This window comes from Sedimentibacter sp. MB31-C6, from assembly GCF_035934735.1.
GTDB lineage: Bacteria > Bacillota > Clostridia > Tissierellales > Sedimentibacteraceae > Sedimentibacter.
Genome location: NZ_CP142396.1, coordinates 835,484 through 857,317, shown reverse-complemented (window position 1 = coordinate 857,317; position 21,834 = coordinate 835,484). Strand labels below are relative to the sequence as shown.

27 protein-coding genes are annotated in these 21,834 nt (G+C 29.4%); all 27 read left to right on the top strand.

All coding sequences use genetic code 11. The annotated features are described in order from the left end of the window. Positions 1 to 54 precede the first annotated feature (54 nt). The 27 genes from flgB (at position 55) to U8307_RS04055 (ending at position 21,823) form a co-directional block, all read left to right on the top strand. Entirely contained in the window at positions 55 to 447 is a 393-nt protein-coding gene (gene flgB / locus U8307_RS04185) for a flagellar basal body rod protein FlgB (RefSeq protein ID WP_326910452.1), read from the top strand. 12 nt (positions 448 to 459) lie between these two features. Continuing rightward, complete coding sequence (gene flgC, locus U8307_RS04180; RefSeq protein WP_326910451.1) at positions 460 to 897, top strand: flagellar basal body rod protein FlgC; 438 nt, start codon at positions 460 to 462, stop codon at positions 895 to 897. 2 nt (positions 898 to 899) lie between these two features. Then, entirely contained in the window at positions 900 to 1,199 is a 300-nt protein-coding gene (gene fliE / locus U8307_RS04175) for a flagellar hook-basal body complex protein FliE (RefSeq protein ID WP_326910450.1), read from the top strand. A 48-nt stretch (positions 1,200 to 1,247) separates the two neighbouring features. Next, positions 1,248 to 2,804, top strand: coding sequence for a flagellar basal-body MS-ring/collar protein FliF (gene fliF, locus U8307_RS04170; protein ID WP_326910449.1), 1,557 nt, complete (start codon positions 1,248 to 1,250; stop codon positions 2,802 to 2,804). Between the two features lies 1 nt (position 2,805). Next, positions 2,806 to 3,813, top strand: a complete 1,008-nt coding sequence (fliG, locus tag U8307_RS04165) for a flagellar motor switch protein FliG (protein ID WP_326910448.1) — start codon at positions 2,806 to 2,808, stop codon at positions 3,811 to 3,813. Further along, the gene (locus U8307_RS04160; RefSeq protein ID WP_326910446.1) at positions 3,806 to 4,570 is read left to right on the top strand and encodes a FliH/SctL family protein; all 765 of its coding nucleotides are present in this window, start codon (positions 3,806 to 3,808) and stop codon (positions 4,568 to 4,570) included. Before fliG ends, U8307_RS04160 begins: the two co-directional genes overlap by 8 nt. A 1-nt stretch (position 4,571) precedes the next feature. After that, complete coding sequence (gene fliI, locus U8307_RS04155; RefSeq protein ID WP_326910445.1) at positions 4,572 to 5,867, top strand: flagellar protein export ATPase FliI; 1,296 nt, start codon at positions 4,572 to 4,574, stop codon at positions 5,865 to 5,867. Between the two features lie 125 nt (positions 5,868 to 5,992). Then, entirely contained in the window at positions 5,993 to 6,442 is a 450-nt protein-coding gene (fliJ, locus tag U8307_RS04150; RefSeq protein WP_326910444.1) for a flagellar export protein FliJ, read from the top strand. A gap of 32 nt (positions 6,443 to 6,474) precedes the next feature. Beyond that, positions 6,475 to 7,731: a flagellar hook-length control protein FliK gene (locus tag U8307_RS04145; protein ID WP_326910443.1), complete on the top strand. Its 1,257-nt coding sequence runs from the start codon at positions 6,475 to 6,477 to the stop codon at positions 7,729 to 7,731. 13 nt (positions 7,732 to 7,744) lie between these two features. After that, positions 7,745 to 8,257 carry a flagellar hook assembly protein FlgD gene (locus U8307_RS04140; protein WP_326910442.1) on the top strand — a complete coding sequence of 171 codons (513 nt, stop codon included), beginning with the start codon at positions 7,745 to 7,747 and terminating at the stop codon, positions 8,255 to 8,257. Then, positions 8,257 to 8,643: a TIGR02530 family flagellar biosynthesis protein gene (locus tag U8307_RS04135; RefSeq protein ID WP_326910441.1), complete on the top strand. Its 387-nt coding sequence runs from the start codon at positions 8,257 to 8,259 to the stop codon at positions 8,641 to 8,643. Before U8307_RS04140 ends, U8307_RS04135 begins: the two co-directional genes overlap by 1 nt. A gap of 77 nt (positions 8,644 to 8,720) precedes the next feature. Further along, positions 8,721 to 9,593: a flagellar hook-basal body complex protein gene (locus tag U8307_RS04130; protein WP_326910440.1), complete on the top strand. Its 873-nt coding sequence runs from the start codon at positions 8,721 to 8,723 to the stop codon at positions 9,591 to 9,593. 182 nt (positions 9,594 to 9,775) lie between these two features. Continuing rightward, the gene (locus U8307_RS04125) at positions 9,776 to 9,970 is read left to right on the top strand and encodes a flagellar FlbD family protein (RefSeq protein WP_326910439.1); all 195 of its coding nucleotides are present in this window, start codon (positions 9,776 to 9,778) and stop codon (positions 9,968 to 9,970) included. Positions 9,971 to 9,991: 21 nt separating this feature from the next. Continuing rightward, positions 9,992 to 10,846: a motility protein A gene (locus U8307_RS04120; RefSeq protein ID WP_326910437.1), complete on the top strand. Its 855-nt coding sequence runs from the start codon at positions 9,992 to 9,994 to the stop codon at positions 10,844 to 10,846. Positions 10,847 to 10,875: 29 nt separating this feature from the next. Then, positions 10,876 to 11,679, top strand: coding sequence for an OmpA/MotB family protein (locus tag U8307_RS04115; protein WP_326910436.1), 804 nt, complete (start codon positions 10,876 to 10,878; stop codon positions 11,677 to 11,679). Positions 11,680 to 11,702: 23 nt separating this feature from the next. Then, positions 11,703 to 12,689 (top strand): flagellar motor switch protein FliM, encoded by a 987-nt coding sequence (fliM, locus tag U8307_RS04110; RefSeq protein ID WP_326910435.1) that lies wholly within the window; start codon positions 11,703 to 11,705, stop codon positions 12,687 to 12,689. 11 nt (positions 12,690 to 12,700) lie between these two features. Further along, the gene (gene fliY / locus U8307_RS04105; protein WP_326910434.1) at positions 12,701 to 13,846 is read left to right on the top strand and encodes a flagellar motor switch phosphatase FliY; all 1,146 of its coding nucleotides are present in this window, start codon (positions 12,701 to 12,703) and stop codon (positions 13,844 to 13,846) included. Between the two features lie 29 nt (positions 13,847 to 13,875). Beyond that, a complete protein-coding gene (locus U8307_RS04100) occupies positions 13,876 to 14,241 on the top strand; it encodes a response regulator (protein WP_326910433.1) in 366 nt (121 codons plus the stop codon). A 6-nt stretch (positions 14,242 to 14,247) separates the two neighbouring features. Continuing rightward, the gene (fliO, locus tag U8307_RS04095; RefSeq protein WP_326911534.1) at positions 14,248 to 14,583 is read left to right on the top strand and encodes a flagellar biosynthetic protein FliO; all 336 of its coding nucleotides are present in this window, start codon (positions 14,248 to 14,250) and stop codon (positions 14,581 to 14,583) included. A gap of 22 nt (positions 14,584 to 14,605) precedes the next feature. After that, positions 14,606 to 15,355 carry a flagellar type III secretion system pore protein FliP gene (gene fliP, locus U8307_RS04090; protein ID WP_326910432.1) on the top strand — a complete coding sequence of 250 codons (750 nt, stop codon included), beginning with the start codon at positions 14,606 to 14,608 and terminating at the stop codon, positions 15,353 to 15,355. A gap of 14 nt (positions 15,356 to 15,369) precedes the next feature. Further along, positions 15,370 to 15,636, top strand: a complete 267-nt coding sequence (fliQ, locus tag U8307_RS04085; RefSeq protein ID WP_326910430.1) for a flagellar biosynthesis protein FliQ — start codon at positions 15,370 to 15,372, stop codon at positions 15,634 to 15,636. A 12-nt stretch (positions 15,637 to 15,648) separates the two neighbouring features. Beyond that, positions 15,649 to 16,419 carry a flagellar biosynthetic protein FliR gene (gene fliR / locus U8307_RS04080; protein WP_326910429.1) on the top strand — a complete coding sequence of 257 codons (771 nt, stop codon included), beginning with the start codon at positions 15,649 to 15,651 and terminating at the stop codon, positions 16,417 to 16,419. 12 nt (positions 16,420 to 16,431) lie between these two features. Continuing rightward, positions 16,432 to 17,493 (top strand): flagellar biosynthesis protein FlhB, encoded by a 1,062-nt coding sequence (gene flhB / locus U8307_RS04075; protein WP_326910428.1) that lies wholly within the window; start codon positions 16,432 to 16,434, stop codon positions 17,491 to 17,493. A gap of 3 nt (positions 17,494 to 17,496) precedes the next feature. Beyond that, the gene (gene flhA / locus U8307_RS04070) at positions 17,497 to 19,551 is read left to right on the top strand and encodes a flagellar biosynthesis protein FlhA (RefSeq protein ID WP_326910427.1); all 2,055 of its coding nucleotides are present in this window, start codon (positions 17,497 to 17,499) and stop codon (positions 19,549 to 19,551) included. 14 nt (positions 19,552 to 19,565) lie between these two features. Then, positions 19,566 to 20,339, top strand: a complete 774-nt coding sequence (locus tag U8307_RS04065) for a sigma-70 family RNA polymerase sigma factor (RefSeq protein ID WP_326910426.1) — start codon at positions 19,566 to 19,568, stop codon at positions 20,337 to 20,339. 16 nt (positions 20,340 to 20,355) lie between these two features. Next, positions 20,356 to 21,108 carry a flagellar hook-basal body protein gene (locus U8307_RS04060; RefSeq protein ID WP_326910425.1) on the top strand — a complete coding sequence of 251 codons (753 nt, stop codon included), beginning with the start codon at positions 20,356 to 20,358 and terminating at the stop codon, positions 21,106 to 21,108. 13 nt (positions 21,109 to 21,121) lie between these two features. Continuing rightward, positions 21,122 to 21,823 carry a flagellar hook-basal body protein gene (locus tag U8307_RS04055; RefSeq protein ID WP_326910424.1) on the top strand — a complete coding sequence of 234 codons (702 nt, stop codon included), beginning with the start codon at positions 21,122 to 21,124 and terminating at the stop codon, positions 21,821 to 21,823. The last annotated feature ends 11 nt before the right edge of the window (positions 21,824 to 21,834 follow it).

The following is a 21,834-nucleotide window of genomic DNA, read 5'->3' as shown; positions in this document are numbered from 1 at the left end:
TTTAATATAATACTATGGTTTTTTTTGCAAAATACTTGTTTCAGGGGGTGTAACATGATTATCGAAAAAAACATTAATTTTGCTATGCTAAATAAAAGTATAGATGGATTATGGTTAAGACAGCAAATCTCAATGGAAAATATTGCTAATTATTCCACACCGGGATATAAAAGCAAATATGTAGATTTCGAAAGCCAGTTAAAAAACAAATTAACAAACATTTCTGAAAAAGATAAATCTTCCACCATAAAAGAAAAGATCCAATCTAGCAACATTATTATAGGGGAAAATGACGAACAATCACTTCGCCTAGATGGAAATAATGTTGATTTAGAGAAGGAAAATTTACAACTTGCAAAAACACAACTTCAGTATATGTATACAGTAACTGAAATCAATTCTTATTTTTCAAAACTTTCATCTGTAATTTCAGAAGGAAAAAAATAATAGGGGGTAACTATGTCTTTTTTGCAATCTTTAAATATTAGCGGGTCAGGACTTACTGCACAAAAATTTAGGATGGATATAATAGCAGAGAACATTGCTAATATTGATACAACGAGAACTGAAGCAGGAGGACCTTATAGAAGAAAAATGATAGTTCTTTCGTCTACAGGTTCAAATAACTTTAAAAATATGCTAATTAATAACTTAGATGAACATAAAGTTGGTGGAGTTGAAGTTTCTGATATAGTAGAAGATCAAAGTGAGTTTAAACTTGTCTACAATCCAGAGCATCCTGATGCAGATGAAAATGGATATGTAAATATGCCTAATGTAGATTCTTTAAAGGAAACAGTAGATATGATGGAAGCGTATAGAGCGTATCAGGCTAATGTAACAGCACTAAATACAATGAAGCAAATGGCTTCAAAAGCTTTAGAAATTGGGAGGTAATAATGTTTATAGAACCTATACAACTAATAAATGGAATAAATGACATAAAGAAACATGATAGTACAAATAATAATACTAATGAACTATCATTTAAGTCGATTTTCAGTGAAGCATTGAACGATTACGTAGAAGCAGAGAATAAAGTTGACGAAGATATATATAATTTATCTGTTGGAAATAGCGATGATTTACATAATTTAATGATAAATACTCAAAAGGCACAATTGTCTTTAGATTTAGTATTACAGTTAAGAAATAAAGCATTAGATGCATACAATGAAATAATGAGGGTAAATGTTTAATGTGAACAAGTCAGTGAAAATCACATACATAATGTAGGAGCTATGTAAATGATAGAACAATTGAAAAATATAGGTAAAAATATAACTGAATTTTGGAGTAAACTTAGTAAGAAAAACAGAAACCTTATAATAGGTGGTGTAACAGGTCTTATAGTTATGGCACTAATACTAGCATTCATATTAAATAATAAAGAATATGTAGTATTATTTAAAAACATCGATCAAGAGGAATCCGTTGAGGTCTTGCAACAGCTCCAAGAAAATAAAATTGATTATAAATATAATAATGATGGTTCGATATTGATTCCTGAAGAACAGGAAAGTATATTAAGAATGCAACTTGCCCAAAGTGGTCACCCAAGAACTGGTTCAAACTATGATGTGTTTACTCAAAACATTGACTTTATGACTACAGACTACGAAAAAAGGCAATACGAAGTTTTTCAATTACAAGAAAGGCTTCAAGATTCTATAAAAACTATTAATGGAGTTAAAGAAGTAATAGTTACAATCAATCTACCAGAAGATAAAAGTTTTGCTTGGGAAACTGATAGAAGTGAATCTTCAGCATCAGTAAAGTTAAACCTAGTAAATGGAAAATCTCTAACAAACTCACAAACTGATGGAATTATCCAACTTGTGTGTAAAAGTGTAGAAGGATTGAAAGAAGAAAATGTTGCAATTATTGATACTGATGGAAATAGCTTAAAAGTTAATGATGAAGTTTTACAAACTAATAAGATTAAGTTAAAGCTAGAAATCGAAAAGGAATTTGAAAAAGAAATTGAAAAAAGTGCTTTTGAATTATTATCAACCATGTATGGTCCTGAAAATGTGCAAGTTTCAGCAAAATGCACAATTAATTTTGATAAAAAAATAAGTGAAATATTGCAGTATTTACCAGATGAAGAAACTAAGTTGGGAGTACCAAGCGATACCCAAAATGAAAGAGAAATTGCTGGTCCTGGTGAAGTTGTAGAAGGAATACCAGGGGCTGAAACAAATGCAGAAGTACCTACATATCCTGGAGTTACTATTGAAGGTGATGATATTTATTTCAAAGACTCCAATACTATTAACTATTTAGTAAGTCAATTAAAAGAACAAATAGAGTATAACCCAGGAAATATAGATGAATTAACTGTTGCTGTAGCAATTAATAAAGCTAGTATGAGTGATGATGAGACAGACGAAGTAAGACAATTAGTTGCATTTTCTTCAGGGGTAGAAGCTGAAAAAATAGCATTACATAATATGAAGTTTTATGATCCAGATTCACCTACTGTACCTGTAGCAGTAACTGACCCTTCAGAAGCTAACATGATGAGTAAAATACTCATATATGGCGGTATAGCTTTAGCATTAGTGGCAATATTAATTTTCATAATAAGTGTAATTATAAGAAAGAAAAGAAAGAAAAAAGCAAATGAGAATGTTGTGGCAAATCAAACAGAAAATTTCTCATGGGACGAAATACAAGATGAAATTAAATTACAAGAAACTCAAGAACAAGTGATGGTTAAGCAAATTAAAGAATTTACAAATACTAATCCAGAGATAGCATCACAGCTTATCAGAACATGGCTCAAGGGAGAAGATGATTAATATGGCAGAAACTAAATTAACAGGAAAACAAAAAGCTGCAGCAATAATAATTTCTCTTGGTGCTGAAGATGCATCAAAAATATACAAAAATCTTAAAGAAGACGAAATAGAGCAACTTACATATGAAATATCAAGACTGCAGCATTTAAATCCTACTGATATGGAAGGAATATTAAAAGATTTTTATGATTTGTGTTTAACCCAAAAGGTAATCACCGAAGGTGGTTTTGAATATGCGAAAAATGTGTTGGAAAAAGCCTTTGGTTCACAGGTTGCCTCAAGTCTTTTGGAAAGAGTAACAAAGACTTTAAGGACTAAATCATTTGAATTTATAAGAAAGGCAGATTATAAGAACCTTTTGACAATTATTCAGAATGAGCATCCTCAAACGATAGCTTTAATTTTATCCTATGCAAGAGCAGATCAAGCTTCAGCAGTTATAGCTGAACTTCCAAAGGAAAAAAGGATAACAGTAGTAGAGAAAATTGCTAAAATGGATAGAACATCACCTGAAATTATAAAGAATGTAGAAGAAGCTTTACGAAAGAAATTCAACTCGATAATATCAGTCGATTATACCGAAATTGGTGGAGTAAATTATATTGCAGATATTATGAACAATATGGATAGAAGTAATGAAAAATACATATTTGATGAGTTGAACAAAAAAGATGTTAAACTTGCTGATGAAATAAGAAAGAGAATGTTTGTATTTGAAGATATTGTTTTATTAGATTCAATGGGTATACAAAGATTCTTGCGTGAAGTTGATAATAAAGATTTAGTTTATGCTATTAAAGGTTCAAATAAAGAAGTTACAGAAGTATTATTCAACAATATGTCAACAAAGATGGTAGATACTATAAAATCTGAATTAGAATATACTCACAACCTAAGATTGAGAGATGTCGAAGAAGCTCAGCAAAGAATAGTTTCAGTAATAAGACGTTTAGAGGAAGAGGGAGAATTATATATAGCTAAAGGCGGAAAGGATGATGTTATTGTCTAGTATAATTAAGGCGGAAAATGTATTTTTTGATGACAGTAGCAATAAAAAGAAAGTAGAAAAAACCGCACCTAAGTTTGTTGATTGTCCTAAAGAAGATATATATGAAATATATAATCAAAGAGAAGTCATATTGACTGAAGCAAATGAAGAAGCAGAAAAAATTATAAAAACAGCAAAAAGAAATGCTCAATCTGAAATTATAGAACAAAAAAATAGAGGATATGAAGAAGGATTTAATGCTGGTTTGGAAATTGGCAAAAGCAAGGGATATGAAGAAGGATATAATTTAGGTAAAGAAGAAGTTTCTATTGAACTTAATAATATAAATAAGTCTAAAATTAATGAAATTAATAGCATGATAGAATCAATAGAAAGAGAAAAACAAAATATAATATCCAAATATGAAGATAAATTGGAAAAAATATCAATTGAAATAGCAGAAAAAATAATACGTAAAAAAATAGAATTACAAGAAGATGTTATATCAAAAATTGTTGAAGACGTAATTAAAGATTATAAGAATGTAGAATGGATTAAAGTTTATGTATCTAGCGAAGATGAAGGTAAAAATATTGAAGCAGATAAATTTATAATAAAGGAACTAAAAAAGATTTCAAAGGATGTAAAAATAGAGGCATCAAAAGAATTATCCGAAGGAAGTTGTATTGTAGAAACACCTGACAATATAGTAGATGCAAGTATAGATACTCAACTTAAAAATTTAAAGGACTTAATATTAAATAAGCAGGAGATATAACGTGAATTTTAATAGGCTTCATGAAACAATTGTAAAAGAAGACTTATGTACTTATATAGGCAAAGTTAAAAGAATATCAGGTATGATGATTGAAGCAACAGGAACAAATTATAAAATTGGAGAAGTTTGTGAAATAAACACTGATAAAGATAAAAAAGTTGATGCAGAAGTTGTTGGTTTCAATGATGGAAGAGTATTACTGATGCCTTATGAAGATATAAAAGGAATAGGTCTTGGAAACACAGTTATTTCAACAAAACATAAATTAAAAATACCAGTTGGAGATTTTCTTATTGGCAGAATAGTTGATGCTAAGGGACAACCTATGGATGGCGGCGAAGAATTTTGTTGTAATGAATATTGTTATGTTGAAAATGAATATATTAATCCATTGTCGAGACCAAGAATAGACAGTAGTTTAAGCTTTGGAGTTAAAGCTATAGATGGTCTTTTAACTATTGGTAAAGGCCAACGTATGGGTATATTTTCAGGTAGCGGTGTTGGGAAAAGCACATTATTAGGAATGGTAGCAAAAAATGTTAAAGCAGATATAAATGTTATTGCGTTAGTTGGAGAAAGAGGAAGAGAAGTAAGAGAGTTTATTGATAAAGATTTAGGTGAAGAAGGATTAAAAAGATCCATACTAGTTGTTGCTACGTCAGACCAACCAGCTATGCTTAGAGTAAAGTGTGCTTTAGTTGCAACTACTATTGCAGAGTATTTTAAGGATAAAGGTAAAGACGTATTGTTAATGATGGATTCCCTTACTAGATTTGCTATGGCACAAAGAGAAATTGGGTTAGCTACTGGTGAGCCCCCAGTTTCTAGAGGATATACTCCTTCAATTTATGCAGAGCTACCTAAGTTGTTGGAGAGAAGTGGAAAATTCAACAATGGTTCAATAACAGGAATTTATACCGTTTTAGTTGAGGGGGATGATACTAATGAACCTATTTCTGATACAGTAAGAGGAATTGTTGATGGTCATATAGTTCTAACAAGGAAACTTGCGAATTCCAATCATTATCCTGCAATAGATATAAATTCGAGTATTTCAAGATTAATGAATGATATAGTCAGTGAAGAACAAAATGACAACGCAAAAAAATTGAGAGACATACTTTCGGTATATTATGCTAATTATGATTTGATATCAATAGGTGCTTATAAAAAGGGTACAAATTTAAAATTAGATGAAGCAATTACAAAGATAGACCAAGTTAACAGCTTTTTAAAACAAGGAGTAAATGAAAAATATACATACGAAGAAGTCTTGAAATTAATGGAAGAAATCTAACGTAGGGGACGCATTGCATGCGTACCGCTTGATTGAATACATCACACGAACACAACGTAGGGGACGCATTGTATGCGTACCGCTTGTAGCTACACATTACACACACGTAAACAAAGGAGTTACAAATGAAGAAATTCAACTTTTCACTACAGAAAGTTCTAGAAATAAAAGAACAGATTTTAGAAAGTTTAAGGATGGAAATGTCAAACTTCAATCATGAAAAAAGACAAATTGAGCTAGATATTAGAAATCTAAATATGAAGTACGCTACTGCAAATACTGAATTAAACGAAAAATCTTCTAAATCGATAACTGTTGGAGAAATGTTATATTATAAAATGTATATGGAAAATATATTCAAAAATATTGAGGATAAACAAAAAGAAAAAGAAGCAATAGATAAAAAAATAGAGGCAAAAAGAAGAGAAATTGTTGATGTAAACAAGGAAATTTCAAGTCTTGAAAAATTAAAAGAAAAAGAACTAGATAAATATAAATATGAATTAGATAAAAAAGAAGAAATTTACATTGAAGAATTTGTTTCTAACAATAAGATATTAAAACAATATGTTTAATATAAAAAATTAAATAAAGGAGGTGATGATATATGGAGATGAATATAGCAAATTTGTTGCCTAATATTGGAACAACTAATAATTTAAATAGCAACATGCAAACAAATAATAGCCAAGGTAAATTTATAAATCTATTAGCTATGCTTTTGCAAAATAAAAATATGACAAGTACAAATTTATCTGAAAATTCTGATGCTGATATAAATATGCAAAATTTATTACTTGGTAATGACTTGAATAAGCATTTGATTAATACTGAAAGATATAATCCTGTATTGCCAACAGTTCCGAATTTACAAGAGAATCAAGAAGATAATACTGAATTGCAATATGATTATAGTAGCATGATAAACATGATCTATGGAGCTGACTTAACTGATTTAACTGGTTTAACTAATTCTCTTCAAAATTTTGAAATTAGTAACAATTCTGTAAATTTTGAAAATATAGTTAATGATATTATGAATAGTGATGTTAGAAATAAGGGTAATGTTGCAAATGCTAGCAATATTGTAGTAAATAACGATGGTACTGTTATAAATAGTAATAATTCGGAGTTGTTTACTAATAATCATAATCTTTATTCTAATGAATATCAGCCTGATAATTTAGTACAAATTGATACGAAACTTGAAGAAAAGGTCTTAGATCCAAAGTTAGCATCAGAGTTAAATAAGCATAAGGTTGTCAGTGAAAAAACAATTTTAAAGGATAATTTAGTATCTATCATTGAAACTGATAAGGAAAATTTCAAGGAAAAAATTAATTTTCAGATAGAGCAGATGGGAATTAGTAAAACTACATATGACTTTGAAAATAAAATTATTAAAGTAAGTGACGAATCATCTTTATTAAAATCAACTGTATTAACTCAGATAAAAGACAGAATAGATTTAATGTATGAAGAAAAATCGCAACATGTAGTCATGGAACTATATCCTAAAAATTTAGGGAAAGTTGACATAAAAATGAGCTTTGAAAATGAAAAACTTACAGTTGATATAATGGCTTTGGATAAGGAAACACAGAGTATACTTATGACAAATGTTAAAGAGCTTTCTAGTATCTTAGAAAATAAAATGGATACAGCTGTGCAGATATCTATTAAAAATGACATGTTGCAATATGATACTAATAATTTAAATTCTAATGGGCAACAAAGTAGTTACCAAAGAGATACTAAAAGTGAATATTACTATACAGAAAGTAATAATGAAGACAATGATGAAGTCGGTCTTATTTCAGAGATGATGAATTTAAGAAATATGAAATTGAACAAAGTTGTATAACAGGAGGTGAAATATGGAAATAAATGCATATAATCAAAATAGTATTAACTCATTAAGTAATTCACAAAATTTAAATATAGTTAATCCAGGCGGATCATCATTAGATATGCAGGATTTTCTAAATTTATTAGTTGCTCAGATGTCAAATCAAGATGCAATGAATCCAATGGAAAATACTGAATTTGTATCACAACTTGCACAATTTTCTTCACTGCAAGCTATGACAGATTTATCGGAAATTTCTCAACAAGAGCAAGCAACATCTTTAATAGGAAAAACCGTAATAGTCGCTAACTATAATGAAGTAGGAGAATTGGTTGTTGATGAAGGGAAAGTTGAAAAAGTAACTATTTACAGTGGAGAGACAAACCTTTATGTAAACGGACAGCCATATACTATCTCTAATGTTATGGAAGTAAAGGCAGAAGAAAAGGAAGAAGAAACAAATGTTGTTGAAGAAACATTAGATGAAATATTAGAAGAAATAAAAAAAGGAAATAGAATAGAAGAAAGTAGTGATGAGTAATGACTGATATAAATTTTATCAGAAATTTAAGCAACATAAACAATAATCTTCAAAGTAATCCATCTGTAAAAAGTGTAGAAAAAAACAATTCAACATTTAAAGATATATTAAACAATAAGGTTAATGAAGTTAACGAAGTGTCTTTTTCTAAACATGCAAATAGTAGAATAGAAGAGAGAAATATAGATATTGATGAAGATGTTTCAAGTAAGTTAAGTGAGGCTGTTGGACAAGCAAAAGATAAAGGCTTAAAAAATGTATTGGTGATGATAGACAATGCAGCATTTATTGTAAGTACAATAAATAACAAAGTTATAACGGCTGTAAATAGTAATGAATTAAAAGAAAATATTTTTACAAATATCGATGGAGCTGTAATAAAATAGCCGGTCCTTTTATGGAGGCTAAAGTCCGGACGTTTTGAAGGACTAACCAGCTTAATAAAAAAGGAGAATGAATTATTATGATGAAAGCACTTTATTCTGGTGTATCAGGAATGAGAAGTCACCAGACAAAAATGGATGTAATAGGTAACAATATAGCAAATGTAAATACAAATGGATATAAAGCACAAAGAACAACATTTAGAGATATATACTATCAAACAATGAGTACTCCAACAGCACCAAGTGATGATGGTACTATTGTTAGGGGAGGTACAAACTCTTCGCAAGTTGGTTATGGAGCTCAGGTAGGTTCTATAGATACAATTCATACATTGTCTGGGTATGCACCTACAAATAAATCAACAGATTTATATATTAATGGCGAAGGATACTTTATGGTTGAAGATGCTAGTGGTGTTCCATTTTATACTCGTTATGGTGCATTTAACTTTGACTCTGCTGGTAATATGGTTGATTCTAACGGTAATAAAGTATTAGGTTTAAATATGGATGATGTGGATTCAGGTGTTACTGATGGCGAAATGTCTAATGTTGAAGCAATTGTAATAGACGAATATGATAGATATAAAAATATAACAATAAATGCAGATGGTACAATTAGTGCATATGACATGGATGCAACTGATCCAGATGATACTGTCGTAACAATTGGACAAGTTGCTGTTGCATATGTACCAAATCAAAATGCTTTAGTTCTTGAAGGTAATTCATATTATTCAGCTGGAAACAACACAGGAGATATAACATTTCATGAACCAGGATTAGTAGGAACTGGCGCTATAGTTACAGGTGGTTTAGAAATGTCTAATGTTGACTTAGCAAATGAATTTTCTGATATGATTGTTACTCAAAGAGGTTTCCAAGCTAATACAAAGATTATCTCTGTAGTAGATCAAATGTTAGAGGAACTAGTTAATCTTAAAAGATAGTTTCATTTAGCGGTGCGCATTCAATGCGCACCCTACAATATAAATTAATAAAAGCATTAAACATGCTTACAAATTTTTGTGAGTATATTTAATACTTTTATAATCAATGGCTAACCAATTATAAAGAATCAGCCATTGCAATAAGAATTTTACAATGTAAAGTTCAAATCATAGGAGGAAATATGGTAGAAGTAATTGGTTTAAATGGTGAAGAATTTGTCATAAATGCAAATTTAATAGAGACAATTGAATTTATACCAGAGACAAAAATAACATTAACGACAGGTAAGTATTTTTTAGTAAGAGACCCTAAAGAAGAGATTATAGATAAGATAATAGAATATAATCAAAAAATTTTTAGAGGCAATAATTTATAATTAACGCAGAAGGGGTGTAAAATGAACATTACATTTATAATAGGTCTAGTAGCTGGACTCGGTTTAGTTTTTTTCGGAATATTTAATAGTGGAAGCAATGTAACTCAGGTTGCTCAAAGTTTTATAAATATTCCTAGTATGTATATAACTTTTGGTGGGGCTTTTTCAGCAACTATTATGTCAATTCCTCTAAGTTATTTAAAGGAAGTACCAAAAAACATAAAGGTATTGATGAAAGGCGAGAAAATTGATTTAAGTCAATATATTGATGCTATAGAAGAGCTTGCAAGAGAAGCTAGGCTAAAGGGTTTATTAGTTCTCGAAGAAAAGGTAAATACTATAGAATTACAGGATGAGTTTTTAAAGTATTGTGTAATGCTTATAGTCGATGCCATTGAACCAACAAAGGTAAGGGCACAAATAGAAAATGAAATATCTTGTATTGAAGCAAGACATGCTTCAGCATGGAGTGTTTTCGATACTTTAGGTTCCTTTGGACCGGCCTTTGGAATGTTAGGAACATTAATAGGTTTGATTAATATGCTTGCTAATATGGATCCAACTGGTGGAGCGGATGCACTTGGAAAAGGCATGTCCATAGCACTTGTTACGACATTTTATGGAACCTTTCTTAACAATATGATATGTGCTCCTGTATCAAATCGGTTAAAAGCTAAACATGAAGAGGAAATGTTGTCTAAGGAGTTAATAATGGAAGGTGTTCTTTCGATTCAATCTGGAGAGAATCCAAAATATATAAAAGAAAAATTAAGTTCTTATATATCATATCAAGAACGTGATTTATTGCTAGAAGCAGATAAAGAAGAAAAACCAAAGAAAAAATTAAAAAAAAGAAAAAATAAAAAAGAGAAGTAGCTAGATACTAATATTAAGTAGGTGTAAATATGGCTAGAAAAAGAAAAAAAAGAACTAAGGGTGGAGCTAGCTGGATGGAAACATACAGCGATATGGTTACATTACTTTTAACATTTTTCATTATGCTATATGCAATGTCAACTATAGATGCTCAAAAATATGCAATGATAGTAGAAGCATTCGCAAAAGGAAAAGAAGTCATAGTTGAAGAAAATATGTCAGAAAGCGAAACCGGAGAAAGTGAACCAATTGAAATTATAGAATCATCAGATGAAGAAATAGATCAATTATATATTATGTTAAAAGAATATATAGTAGAAAATAATTTAAGTGAAAGTGTTGAAATAAGTAAAAGTGAAGAATATGTTTTTATAAGATTTTCTGATGATATAACTTTTGGAGGATATAGTAATAAATTAAATAAAAGTGGTGGTGACATATTAGATGTATTAGCAAAAGGATTAGGTTTAGTTGAAGACTACATAGAAGAAGTTATTATAGCAGGACATACAGCAGAAGTTGAAAAAGATAAAACAAAAATAGATAGAAAATTGTCAACCGATAGAGCAAATGCAGTTTTAGAATATTTGGAAGGAAAAAATGTTATAAGTCCAGCTAAATATTTAGCTATTGGATATGGATTATATAGTCCTATAGCAGATAATAGCACTTCAGAGGGGAGAGCTAAAAATAGAAGAGTAGAAATTTATATAAGCAGAAAGGGATATCCAATCAGTTATACTAATATGATAAAAAATGTTATTAATGATTCAAATAACAGTAAAAATCAAGAAAATAATATAGATTATCAAAGTAATAATGTTATAGATTAAATTTATGGAATGAGGGCAGCAATATGGCAGAAATATTATCGCAAAGCCAAATAGATGAGTTATTGAACAACTTAAATAGTGGTGACATTGATATACAAGAAATAGATGTTAAAGAAAAAAAAGTTAAAGAATATGACTTTAGAAGCCCAAAAAAAATAACAAAAGAAACTGTAAAACTTATAAAGGGCGTTTTTGAAAATTATTGTAGGTCCCTATCATCAAATTTAACTTCAGTACTAAGGCTATTAAGTGATGTAACTATTGAACAAGTTGAAGAGAGCATTTATCAAGAATACAATAATGCTCTTGACGATTATGTACTTATGGGTCTTGTTAATGTGAAATATATAGACGATACTATTTCTGATCATCAGATATTAATGGAAATTTCAAAGCCATTATCTTTTGTAATTATAGATAGGCTTTTAGGTGGAAGTGGAGAAGAGTATGATAATATTAGGGATTATACAGATATTGAATTATCATTATTAAGTAATTTATTTAATCAACTAGTTAAGCCGATGGGATTTTCTTGGGAAGGAACTATTAGTATGGAGACAGAATTTGAAAAAATAGAAACAAATTCTAGATTTATACAATCAATAAATTACAATGATACTGTAGTTGTTATAGTTCTTAATGCAACATTAAATCATGTTACTGGCAAAATTACATTGTGTATACCTACAGATTTAATTGATGAGATATTTAAAAAGGCAGAAATCTTTTCTAAAAATAATAAAAAGAAAAATGAACACGATGAAATTAGCCAGAGAGATTCAATAATGGATACACTTAAAACTTCTAAGCTTACAGTGGCGGGAGTACTGGGTAATACTCAGGCATCTCTTTTTGAACTATTAAATATGCAGGCAGGAGATGTGATAATACTAGACAAAGGAGCAGATTCTGATGTTGATGTAAGAGTAGATGGTGAAAAATGGTTTGAAGGAAAATGGGGAGTTAAGAAAAATAAAAATGTAATAAAAATTAATAATATTATTCGTTAAGAGGAGCTATTATGACAAATGAAGTTATTTTTTCAGATATGGAAAGAGATGTAATAGGAGAAGTTATGAATATTAGTTTAGGCTCTTCTGCTACATCGCTATCTACATTGTTAGGTAAAAGAGTAGAGATTACTGTACCAAAAGTAAAAGTAGTCAAGGCATTTGAATTTAATTTTGAAGGCATGGAACCAGCTATTGGAGTGGAAATTAGTTATGTTGAAGGGCTAGATGGCGTAAACTTAATGATTTTAAAGCGTATGGATGCTAAGGCAATAGTGGAAATTTTGATGGGACTCACTATCTCAGATGATGAATTTGAAATGGACGAAATAAATACTAGTGCAATTTGTGAAGTGATGAACCAAATGATGGGGTCAGCAGCTACGGCGCTTTCTGATTTTTTAGGTAAATCAATAAACATATCGACTCCTATAGCAGCTGAAATTGACGATAAGGCAGAGTTTAAAAACAAATATTTTAATGAAGAAGATATTTTAGTTGCTGTAAGTTTTAGTTTATTTATAGAAGATGCTGTCAAAAGTGAATTTGTAAATGTTATGCCAATTTCTCTTGCAAGAGAGATAGTATCAATATTTTTAAAGGGAACAGATGCTATTGGAGAAGAAGATGAATCTTCTGAAGAAGAATTACAAATTGATTTAAGTAATATAGAAGATGAAGCTGTAGAAGATGAAATTATAGATAATTCAAATAATGATATTATCAATCATGAGGAGGAGGTTAATGAAAACATTGAAAATAAAACAGCTGTACGAAGAAATAGAAACAGCTTAAACATAAAACAAAGGAAAAAGGAAAGTGTTCCAATTAATATTAAACCAATGGAGTATGAAAGTTTTGATGATTTTGAAGAAGAAAATTTGTCAGAGGAACAATTTTCAAATTTAGAATTAATAATGTCTGTACCATTAGATATTAGCGTTGAAATTGGAAAAACAAAAAGACAAATAAAAGATATTCTTGAATTTTCACAGGGGACTATAGTAGAACTTGATAAACAGGCTGGTGCTTTAGTAGACATTATAGTTAATGGTCAGCTAATAGCAAAAGGTGAAGTAGTAGTTGTTAATGATAACTTTGGTGTAAGAATATCTGAAATAATAAAAAAAGATGAAATTATTAGATTAACATTATAAATTATGCTTATAATTATTTGGAGGGAAAAATGGAAGGTAAAATATTAATAGTAGATGATGCTGCATTTATGAGAATGATGTTAAGGGATACACTTAAAAAAAATGGATATGAAAATATTTTAGAGGCAGCAGACGGTGAAATTGCAGTACAAACATATAAACAAGAAAAACCAGTATTAGTTATTTTGGATATAACAATGCCAAATAAAAATGGTTTAGAAGCATTAAAGGAAATTAAAGAATTTGATCCTAATGCAAGAGTGGTTATGTGTTCTGCTATGGGACAAGAATCAATGGTGGTTGATGCTATAAAAAGTGGTGCAAAAGATTTTATTGTTAAACCATTTAAATCAGATAGGGTTTTGAAAACAGTAGAAAGCATAATTAACCAATAGGAGTGGATTACCATAGCAATTAAAGATTTATTATCATTAGTTTTTTCTTTCGTAGGTATAATATTTATTCTATTCTTAACTTATTATGGTACTAAATGGCTTTCAAAGAAAGCAAACTTTACAGTTAGTTCTCAGTATATCAATATAGTAGACAGAATAGTGTTAGGACAAAATAAATATTTAGCTATAGTAGAAATTACAAATAAGTACTATTTGTTGAGTATTACAGATGAAAGTATAAACATAATTAAGGAATTAGATGATTTTAAAATAAAACCTAAAGAAAATATTAATCAGGATATGGAGTTTAAAAAGCTTTTTTCGAAAATAATGAAAAAATAATCACTAAACATGAGAGGCAACAATGATTGTGAAAAGAAGACAAATTTTAAAAATTGTATTAACTATAATTTTATTATTAAATATTAATAAATCAACTGCCTATAGTAGTGTTCTAAATATGGATATTAATGGGAGTGCTGTGGATACGATTGAAATATTAGTTCTGTTAACGGTAGTTACATTATTACCATCAATTTTGATAATGATGACATCATTCACTAGAATAATAATGGTTTTGTCTTTTTTTAAAAATGCAATTGGGTTGCAACAAACACCGCCGAATCAAGTATTAATTGGTATAGCTTTGTTTCTCACTTTATTTGTTATGTCTCCTGTAATAGAAGAAGTTAATACGGTAGCATATGAACCATATAAAAATGAAGAAATAACTTTGGATGAATTTTATGTTGCTGCATCTGGACCTATAAAAGAATTTATGCTTAAGCAAACTGGTAAGAATGAAATGAAAATGTTTATGGATATGTCAAGGGATGAAGAAATAATAGGTGCTGAAGATGTTGGTGGTTTGCCATTAACTGTTATAATTCCAGCATTTATAACAAGTGAATTAAAAAGAGCATTTATTATTGGATTTTTATTATATATTCCATTTCTAATAATAGATATGATAGTTGCAAGTGTGCTCATGTCAATGGGAATGATGATGTTACCACCTGTTATGATATCTATGCCATTTAAACTTTTATTATTTATTGTTGTTGATGGTTGGTCTCTATTATTTAAGACTTTAATAACAACCTTTAACTTTTAGATTTGGAGGGAAATATGAATTCGTCATCAGTAATAGAAATAATGCAAGCAGCATTAGTTACAGGTATGAAAGTTGGAGCTCCAATATTATTACTAAGTTTAACAATAGGGCTTTTAATAGCAGTTTTTCAGGCTGTAACTCAAATACATGAACAAACACTGACATTTGTTCCTAAATTGCTTATAACTGCAATAGTCTTAATTGTACTTGGTCCATGGATGATAGGTATAATATCAGATTTCACATATTATGTATTTGATTTAATGTTAACAGTTAATTAACGAGGTAATGATATGTCATTAACAGGAGATCTTACATACTTTTTATTAATATTAGTCAGAATGAGTAGTTGTGTTTTTTTTAATCAAATATTTGGAAGAGGAAATTTACCTGTAATGTTTAAAACATCACTAAGTGTTTTTCTTGCTATTACAGTTTATAACGTCTTACCACCAGGTAACGATATTATTATTAATTCAGTTTTACAATATGCAATTATTATATTAAAGGAATTATTTATAGGTTTTTTAATTGGATACATAGTTAGTATGTTTTTTTCTATAGTTGTAATAGGCGGCAAAGCGATGGATTTACAAATCGGAATGTCTATGGCACAATTATATGATCCAAATAGCCAAGTATCAATGGGTATATCAGGTAGCTTTTTAAATGCATTTACTATATTGTTATTTTTCAGTGTTGGAGGACATTTATCATTAATACAAATATTTATTACTTCTTGTAAGCTAATAAGTATTGGGAAATTTACTATACCACAAAATTTATTTTTAAATATGGTAGAAATGATGACCCAAATATTAACTTTGGCAGCAAAATTAGCTTTACCAATAATTGCAGTTGAAATAATTTCCGAAGCAGGTATTGGAATTTTAATGAAGGCTATACCGCAGATTCAGGTTTTTTCTGTTAATATTCAGCTTAAGATGATAGTTGGATTTTTATTACTAATAATACTAGTTCCAACATTTTCTTCATTTATACATAATATGTTGACAGTGATGTTTGAAACGATTGAAAAGAGTTTATCTTTATTAATAACATAAGGTAGGATGTAAATGGCTGGTGAAAAAACCGAAAAGGCCTCCTCGAAGAAGAGGCGGGATGAGAGAAAAAAAGGTAATGTATTTCAAAGTAAAGATGTTATAACTGTAGGTGTAATAGCAATATCCTTTATTATTTTGCGAATATGGATGCCTAATATTTTTAGGTTTACCAAAAATGCATTAGTTAAATACATATCACTAATAGGAACAACAACATACATAAATGACAGATTTATCGTTCGGACTTTCAAAGATATCGCAGTTACAATATTTCAATCAGCTGGAATATTATTTATATCTATAATCATTATAACTATAATATTGACTGGAGCTCAAACTAAATTCTTAATTTCAAAGGAAACTATTAAGATTAAATTTTCGAAAATCAGCCCCTTAAAAGGGATTAAAAAGATGTTTTCTATACGTTCATTGGTAGAATTGGCAAAAAATTTAATAAAAATATCAATATTAGCGTATATAATATACTCAACTATATCAAAAGTATTATTTGAAGTACCCAAATTAGTAGATGTCGCTTTAATGTCAGGAATAAAATTTATTTTTTCCACTATTTTGTTATTAGTTAAAAATGTTGTAATTGCCTTTGTTGCAATATCTGCATTTGATTATTTGTTTCAATGGTGGGAATATGAAAAAAATATAAAAATGTCAAAGCAAGAAGTAAAAGAAGAGTACAAGCAACTAGAAGGAGACCCTCAAGTTAAAGGAAAAATCAAAGAGAAACAAAGAGCTATTTCTATGACTAGAATGATGCAACAAGTTCCTAAAGCAGATGTAATAATAAGAAATCCAACACACTTTGCTATTGCGATAAAATATGACTTAGAATTGGACAGTGCACCAATTGTTTTAGCAAAAGGTAAAGACAATATAGCTAAAAAAATCATAGAAAAGGCAACGGAAAATAATATTAATATGATTGAAAACAAACCTTTGGCTAGAGCCCTATACAATAGCGCTGAAATTAACCACGAAATACCATTAGAGTATTATGAACCTATTGCTGAAATTCTAGCTTGGGTTTATAAACTGAAAGAAAAGGAACGACATTAGAATATGAAGAAGATATTTAATAACTCTATATCACTATTTATAATAGCAGTAATACTTATGATAATAATACCATTGCCAGCTTTTTTTCTGGATATGATGTTTATTATTAATATTGCATTATCTGTTGTTATATTAATTACTACAATGTATATAAAAGAAGCTTTGGAATTTTCAGTATTTCCATCGTTACTACTCATTACAACTTTATTCCGCTTATCATTAAATATTTCTTCTACTAGACTTATACTTTCTAATGAGGGTAATGCAGGAGCAGTTATAGCTACCTTTGGAAACTTTGTTTTGCAAGGAAATGCGGTAATAGGATTTATAGTATTTATAATAATAGTATTAGTGCAATTTATAGTTATTACAAAAGGCGCAGAAAGGATAGCTGAAGTTACTGCAAGATTTACATTAGATGCAATGCCTGGTAAACAAATGGCAATAGATGCTGATTTAAGTTCAGGTCTAATATCAGAGGAACAGGCTAGATTAAGAAGAAGCAATATTCAAAGGGAAGCTGACTTTTACGGAGCAATGGATGGAGCAACAAAATTCGTAAAAGGTGACTCTATTATGTCGATAGTAATTACTGCCATTAATTTCATAGGTGGTGTAATTATAGGCATGGTACAAGGTGGCTCGACTTTCTCGGAAGTTTTGCAGACTTTTTCAATAGCTACTGTTGGTGATGGGCTTGTATCACAGGTTCCGGCTTTATTAATATCTACTGCAACAAGTATGATTGTAACAAGAGCTGCATCTGAATCAAGTTTAAATGTTGATTTAACTAAACAATTTAGGTCACAGCCAATGTCCCTTATAATATCAGGTATAGTATTAGTCATAATGGGGATGATTCCTGGGTTTCCTAAATTACAGGTTTTTACGTTAGCGTTTATTTTGATTTTTTTAGGATATAAACTATATAGAAGTAATGAAATATATGAAATGAAAAATAATGAAGCTGAAGAAAAAGAGAACGAGCCTGCACCAACAGAGGACGAATACTTTAGAAATATAGATAATATTTATGAACTTATACAAATTGATCCTGTAGAAATGGAAGTAGGTTATAGTTTAATTCCATTAGTAGACGAATCAAGTGGAGGAAGTTTTATTGATAGAGTTGTAATGTTTAGAAGACAATTTGCAACTGAAATGGGGATGGTGGTGCCTTCTGTTAGATTGAGAGATAATGGATATCTTAATCCAAATGAATATATAATAAAGCTCAAGGGAGAAGAAGTTGCAAAAGGTGAGATACTTGTAGATTATTATCTAGCCCTTGATCCAGGAAATTTAACTGGAGAAGTTGATGGTATAGAAACTATAGAACCAGCTTACGGTATACCTAGCAAATGGATAGCTAAAGATAAAAAAGAGTTGGCAGAAATATATGGATATACAGTCATAGATCCTCTTTCAGTATTAGTTACTCATTTATCTGAAGTAATAAGGGTACATTCTCATGAATTACTTTCTAGGCAGGATATAAATCAATTGGTTGATAATTTAAAGAAAACTAATGAGCCTTTAGTAGAAGAAGTGGTTCCTAGCATAGTTTCGTATGGTAATTTACAAAAAATATTAGGAAACTTATTAAGAGAAGGAATTCCTATAAAAGATATGGAAACTATACTAGAAACTATTAGTGATTATGGAAACTCTGTTAAAGACACAGAAGTATTGACAGAATATATTCGTCAGGCTCTTAAGAGAACAATAACTCATAAGTGGTCTGAAGGAGGACAAATTAAAGTTATAACATTAAGTACTGATGTAGAAAAGTTAATTATTAATTCAATAAATAAAAATGACAAAGCAAATTATTTATCAATTGACCCGGAATTAATGCAGAAATTGGTAGGACAATTAATAGAAGAAATAAATAAGATTAAAAATGACATAAATATACCAATCATCATGACATCTCCTTTTGTGAGGGGATACTTTAGAAAATTACTAGATCAATTTTATCCCAAAGCAGTAGTATTATCATTTAATGAAATTGACAATTCTGTACAAATACAAGCATTAGGTAATATATCTATTTAAGAAAGAGTGATAGTATGACTTTTATAAGAGAAAAAGTAATAGATGATGAAAAATTATGGGAGCAATATTTAGAAACTAAAGATATTAATATTAGAAATCAAATTATTGAAAAATACAGCTATCTAGTTAAAGTTATCGCTTTGAAACTTAGAGGATCTTATCAACAATTTGGGGAAGTAGATGACGTTGTTAACGAAGGTATAATTGCTTTAATGGATGTTATTGATAAATTTGATTTATCTCATAATGTAAAATTTGAAACATATGCAACAATTCGTATAAAAGGTGCTATAATTGATTATGTTAGAAAACAGGATTGGATACCAAGAAAAGTTAAAAATGAGGCTAAAATAGTAAAGAAAGCTGAAGACGAGTTATATATAAAACTGGGGAGAACACCTAATGATAATGAAATAGCAGATTATCTAAAAATAGATATAAATGATTATAATCAGATACTTAGCAATTCTTATAAGACAAGCATATTATCCTTTGAAGATTTACTAGGAGAAGCTAACTTAAGAGAAAATGAAATTAGTAATGGTTATGAATTGCCTGAGGATGTTTTAGAGACAAAGGAGTTATACAAGGTTTTAAAAGAAAGCATAAAAGAACTTAAAGAAAAAGAAAAATTAGTAGTATCCCTTTATTATAAAGAAGAATTAAAACTTAAGGATATTGCAAATATATTGAACATTAGTACTTCAAGAGTTTCTCAAATACATACTAAAGTATTAGAAAAATTAAAAGAAAGCATTAGAGAATATTTAAATAGTTATAACAAATAAAAAAAGGGGTGGATTTATGTCAAGAGGTTTTTATACGTTAACATCAGGTATGTTAACTCAACAAAGGAAAATAGATATATCTAGTAACAATGTAGCTAATATAAATACTGCAGGATATAAAAAAGAACAAGCAGTTACATCAAACTTTGGTAATTTGCTAATAAATAAATACAAGCAAAATGGTATTTATGAAGAATCAACTGAATTAGGTAATGTTTCAGTTATAAGGACGATTGAAGAAAACAACACCATACATTCACAGGGAAGTTTAGAAGAAACAGGTAATATAACTGACTTTGCTATAATGGGTTCAGGGTTTTTTGCAGTTGATAGTAATGACGATATTTTATACACGAGGAATGGAAGCTTTAACTTAGATAATGAAGGTTATTTAATTCTTTCAAGCGCAGGAAGAGTACAAGGTGAATATGGTGACATATACATTGGAACAGATAAGTTTGAAGCATTAGAAGACGGTAGCATTAGAGTAGATGGAGAAATAATAGATAAAATAGCTGTTTATGATTTCCTTGATTATAATAACTTGCAAAAACAAGGAGAAGGAATGTATATTTCAGAAGAAGAACCTGAAATATTAGAATATCAGAGAATTGCAAATAAAACTATTGAGAGATCAAATGTAAATGTCACTGAAGAGTTATCGGGTATTATGTCATCTCAAAGAGCGTTGGAAACAGCATCACAAGCTTTAAAAATTTATGATATGGTACAAGATATGGCAGCAAATCAAATTGGTAAAATAAACTAGGTGGAGGTAATGTATGATAAAGGCATTCTATACTGGAGTTAATGGAGCAAATAGTAATCAAAATTATTTAGACGTTATATCTAACAATATGTCAAACATTCAAACTACAGGATACAAAAAATCAAAATCAGAATTTTCAGATTTAATGTATACAAATATTAGAGGTGTACAGGGAGAAAATACTCAATTAAAATCGGGAAGTGGATCTAGACTGGAAAAGATAGACATTTTATTCAATCAAGGTGCACCATATAGAACAGACAGCTTAACAGATTTTGCAATTAATGGAGATGGTTTTTTTGCTATATCTTATGAAGATGAAATTTTCTTTACAAGAGATGGTAGTTTTCAAGTAACTAATATGGATGATGGAAACTATCTTATGTATCAAGGAGGATATGTTCTTGATAATAATGAGGAATATATATTGCTTGAAAATTTAGAAGATGAAATAAATGTAGGTGTGTATGAATTTACCAATAATTCAGATTTACAAAGGTCAGGAGATAATTTATTCCAAATATCTAATGAAGATGCAGAATATAACTTATCAGAAAATTCAAAAATAATGAGAGGATATTTAGAAGCGTCAACTGTAGAAGTGTCAGAAGAAATGGTTAAGCTTTTGCAGACACAAAGAGCCTTTCAGCTTAACTCAAGTGTAATAAAGACAGCAGATGAAGTAGAACAAACAATCAACTCATTGAAGGGCTAATAATAAAACGA

Bases quoted from the DNA above. Each gene is read 5' to 3' on its own strand.
- flhB (WP_326910428.1), top strand. From the start codon at position 16,432: ATGGCTGGTGAAAAAACCGAAAAGGCCTCCTCGAAGAAGAGGCGGGAT.
- U8307_RS04060 (WP_326910425.1), top strand. From the start codon at position 20,356: ATGTCAAGAGGTTTTTATACGTTAACATCAGGTATGTTAACTCAACAA.
- fliY (WP_326910434.1), top strand. From the start codon at position 12,701: ATGACAAATGAAGTTATTTTTTCAGATATGGAAAGAGATGTAATAGGA.
- fliJ (WP_326910444.1), top strand. From the start codon at position 5,993: ATGAAGAAATTCAACTTTTCACTACAGAAAGTTCTAGAAATAAAAGAA.
- fliQ (WP_326910430.1), top strand. From the start codon at position 15,370: ATGAATTCGTCATCAGTAATAGAAATAATGCAAGCAGCATTAGTTACA.
- U8307_RS04120 (WP_326910437.1), top strand. From the start codon at position 9,992: ATGAACATTACATTTATAATAGGTCTAGTAGCTGGACTCGGTTTAGTT.
- fliF (WP_326910449.1), top strand. From the start codon at position 1,248: ATGATAGAACAATTGAAAAATATAGGTAAAAATATAACTGAATTTTGG.
- fliP (WP_326910432.1), top strand. From the start codon at position 14,606: ATGATTGTGAAAAGAAGACAAATTTTAAAAATTGTATTAACTATAATT.
- U8307_RS04115 (WP_326910436.1), top strand. From the start codon at position 10,876: ATGGCTAGAAAAAGAAAAAAAAGAACTAAGGGTGGAGCTAGCTGGATG.
- U8307_RS04140 (WP_326910442.1), top strand. From the start codon at position 7,745: ATGGAAATAAATGCATATAATCAAAATAGTATTAACTCATTAAGTAAT.
- U8307_RS04135 (WP_326910441.1), top strand. From the start codon at position 8,257: ATGACTGATATAAATTTTATCAGAAATTTAAGCAACATAAACAATAAT.
- flhA (WP_326910427.1), top strand. From the start codon at position 17,497: ATGAAGAAGATATTTAATAACTCTATATCACTATTTATAATAGCAGTA.
- fliE (WP_326910450.1), top strand. From the start codon at position 900: ATGTTTATAGAACCTATACAACTAATAAATGGAATAAATGACATAAAG.
- flgB (WP_326910452.1), top strand. From the start codon at position 55: ATGATTATCGAAAAAAACATTAATTTTGCTATGCTAAATAAAAGTATA.
- flgC (WP_326910451.1), top strand. From the start codon at position 460: ATGTCTTTTTTGCAATCTTTAAATATTAGCGGGTCAGGACTTACTGCA.
- U8307_RS04145 (WP_326910443.1), top strand. From the start codon at position 6,475: ATGGAGATGAATATAGCAAATTTGTTGCCTAATATTGGAACAACTAAT.
- U8307_RS04055 (WP_326910424.1), top strand. From the start codon at position 21,122: ATGATAAAGGCATTCTATACTGGAGTTAATGGAGCAAATAGTAATCAA.
- U8307_RS04100 (WP_326910433.1), top strand. From the start codon at position 13,876: ATGGAAGGTAAAATATTAATAGTAGATGATGCTGCATTTATGAGAATG.
- U8307_RS04130 (WP_326910440.1), top strand. From the start codon at position 8,721: ATGATGAAAGCACTTTATTCTGGTGTATCAGGAATGAGAAGTCACCAG.
- U8307_RS04065 (WP_326910426.1), top strand. From the start codon at position 19,566: ATGACTTTTATAAGAGAAAAAGTAATAGATGATGAAAAATTATGGGAG.
- fliG (WP_326910448.1), top strand. From the start codon at position 2,806: ATGGCAGAAACTAAATTAACAGGAAAACAAAAAGCTGCAGCAATAATA.
- fliR (WP_326910429.1), top strand. From the start codon at position 15,649: ATGTCATTAACAGGAGATCTTACATACTTTTTATTAATATTAGTCAGA.
- fliM (WP_326910435.1), top strand. From the start codon at position 11,703: ATGGCAGAAATATTATCGCAAAGCCAAATAGATGAGTTATTGAACAAC.
- U8307_RS04125 (WP_326910439.1), top strand. From the start codon at position 9,776: ATGGTAGAAGTAATTGGTTTAAATGGTGAAGAATTTGTCATAAATGCA.